At 60.0% G+C, this 2,353-nt stretch carries 4 protein-coding genes and 1 pseudogene; 4 read left to right on the forward strand and 1 reads right to left on the reverse strand.

Translation table 11 applies throughout. The annotated features are described in order from the left end of the window. Positions 1–171: pseudogene (locus tag HY836_RS17495) on the reverse strand (malate dehydrogenase); the annotation flags it as partial. Positions 172–461: 290 nt separating this feature from the next. Between HY836_RS17495 and HY836_RS17500 the strand changes: the two are divergent. The 4 genes from HY836_RS17500 to HY836_RS17515 form a co-directional block, all read left to right on the forward strand. Further along, positions 462–1,226, forward strand: a complete 765-nt coding sequence (locus tag HY836_RS17500; RefSeq protein ID WP_290678788.1) for a GntR family transcriptional regulator — start codon at positions 462–464, stop codon at positions 1,224–1,226. Positions 1,227–1,373: 147 nt separating this feature from the next. After that, positions 1,374–1,811 carry a succinate dehydrogenase, cytochrome b556 subunit gene (gene sdhC / locus HY836_RS17505; protein ID WP_290678782.1) on the forward strand — a complete coding sequence of 146 codons (438 nt, stop codon included), beginning with the start codon at positions 1,374–1,376 and terminating at the stop codon, positions 1,809–1,811. A gap of 40 nt (positions 1,812–1,851) precedes the next feature. Beyond that, on the forward strand, positions 1,852–2,214 hold the full coding sequence (gene sdhD / locus HY836_RS17510; protein WP_290678785.1) for a succinate dehydrogenase, hydrophobic membrane anchor protein: 363 nt from the start codon (positions 1,852–1,854) through the stop codon (positions 2,212–2,214). Positions 2,215–2,217: 3 nt separating this feature from the next. Continuing rightward, positions 2,218–2,353 (forward strand): FAD-binding protein (locus HY836_RS17515; protein WP_290678791.1); only part of this gene is annotated, 136 nt, incomplete at its 3' end.

Below are 2,353 nucleotides of genomic sequence, written 5' to 3' on the forward strand. Positions count from 1 at the left end.
GATCACGCCCTTCAGCGCGTTCTGGGCCTTCTCGTCGGGGATTTCCAGCAGTTGCAGGATGACGGGTTGGTCCTTGCCCAGCATTTCGCCAGAGGCGATGCGGAACAACAGGGCGTAACCAATTTGGCCAGCGGCGCCGGTAACGGCGACGCGAACGGGTGCTTTGCTCATGTGCAACTCCGAATAGGAAGTGAGAGGGGAAGGGTTAGAGACAACCCTCGATTGTAGCTTCGCGCGGCAGTCTAGTGCGATCAACCTGCGGTGTCAATATTCTTATGTCTTATATAAGACATCTTTCATCCTACTTCTGGACTTTGGTTTGCAGTTGTGGTGCAATGGCGCCCGGCCCGTGGCCTTATCCGGCGCGGGTTCTTGCATTACCCGATCCCACCCCCGATCGATCCCAACCCTGACGACACGCCGTGGTGCCTTCTTCGCCATCAACTGCTGCTCCTGACGCCCTGGCGTCCGCCGTCGGCGCAGGCGTACCTTCAGCGGTGTCAGGGCCATCGTTCAGCCCGCTCTATCAGCAGATCAAGACACTGATCCTGCGCAGCCTTCAGTCAGGCGAGTGGCGCCCCGGTGAGGCCATCCCCAGTGAAATCGAGCTGGCTGCCCGCTTCAAGGTCAGCCAGGGCACCGTCCGCAAGGCTGTGGACGAGCTGGCGGCCGAGAACCTCCTCATGCGCCGTCAGGGCAAGGGCACCTTCGTGGCCACCCATGCGGAAGAGCAGGTTCAGTACCGCTTCCTGCGTCTGGCGCCTGATCAGCCTTCGCCTTTGCCTGGTTCTGCGCGTCGTGAATTCCTGGATTGCCGCCGTCTGCGTGCCCCGGTGGATGTGGCCCGCTCCCTGCAGATGAAAGCCGGCGACATGGTGGTGGAAGTGCGCCGTGTGCTGCATTTCTCAGGTCAGCCGGTGGTGTTGGACGATATCTGGCTGCCCGGCCACATGTTCAAGGGCCTCACCGCCGATCGCCTTAGCGAGTACCGCGGCCCCATGTACGGCCTGTTCGAGTCCGAATTTGGCGTGCGCATGATTCGCGCGGAAGAAAAACTCCGCGCCGTGGCCGCCGACGAAACCGATGCCCGATTGCTCGAAGTCGAGCTTGGCACCCCATTGCTCAGCGTGGAGCGCCTGGCCTTCACCTACGGCGATCAACCCGTTGAATTGCGCCGCGGTCTGTACCGTACCGATCACCACTTTTACCGCAATGAATTGAGCTGACGACCAATTTATTGACCTTGTTCACGCAAAGCGAAGGGTTGTCATGTGGATGACCACAAGCCGAGCGCGTTCGTCGGGCTGGGGATTGCCCTAAAATCTCCGATTCTCTTGACAGATTTTTGACGCTCGGCAGGAGCCTTTAACAACATGGCTGACAACGCGAAAACCCCACGCCCCGTCTACCGGAACATCCACGTGACTGACATTGTCAGCTACCGCCTGCCTCCGGCGGGGATCGTCTCGATCCTCCACCGTATCAGCGGCGCGATCATGTTCCTGTTGATGCCCTTCATCATCTGGATGTTCGACACGAGCGTCTCCACCGAGATCTCGTACGACGAGTTCACGGCAGTGTTCAATGCCGGCTGTGCCGATGGGCTCATCCCGGGATGGTTCTTCAAGCTGATCGCCCTGGGCCTGATCTGGGCCTACTTGGTGCACTTCATCGCTGGCGTGCGCCACCTGATCATGGATGCCACGCACCGCGTGAGCAAAGAGCAGGGGCACTCTACTGCCGTCGTCACCCTGGCCTTGAGCTCGGGCCTGACCGTGGTGCTGGCTGCCAAGCTGTTCGGCCTGTTCTGATTTTCCCGTTCTTGTATCCCTGACCGCAGGAATAACAACCATGTCTCAAAACTACGGAACCAAGCGCATCGTTACCGGTGCGCACTATGGTCTGCGTGACTGGCTCGCGCAACGTGTGACGGCCGTGCTGATGGCCTTGTTCACCATCGCGCTGCTGGCCCAAGTGATCTTTGGCGAGCCCATCAGCTACTACAAGTGGGCTGGCATCTTCTCGCAGCAATGGATGAAGACACTGACCTTCGTGGTCATCCTGGCCATGCTCTACCACGTGTGGGTGGGCGTGCGCGACATCTTCATGGACTACATCAAGCCGGTTGGCATCCGCCTGAGCCTGCAAGTGTTTGCCATCGTGTGGCTGGTCGGCTGCGCCGGCTGGGCCATCCAAGTGCTGTGGAGACTGTAAAAAATGAGCGCTACTTCCCTTCCTACCCGCAAGTTTGACGTCGTGATCGTCGGGGCCGGCGGCTCCGGCATGCGCGCGTCGCTGCAACTGTCTCTGGCTGGCCTGAACGTGGCCGTGCTGTCCAAGGTCTTCCCCACCC

This window comes from Aquabacterium sp., assembly GCF_016234775.1.
In the GTDB taxonomy this organism is placed as follows: Bacteria; Pseudomonadota; Gammaproteobacteria; order Burkholderiales; family Burkholderiaceae_C; genus Aquabacterium.

Bases quoted from the DNA above. Each gene is read 5' to 3' on its own strand.
- sdhC (WP_290678782.1), top strand. From the start codon at position 1,374: ATGGCTGACAACGCGAAAACCCCACGCCCCGTCTACCGGAACATCCAC.
- sdhD (WP_290678785.1), top strand. From the start codon at position 1,852: ATGTCTCAAAACTACGGAACCAAGCGCATCGTTACCGGTGCGCACTAT.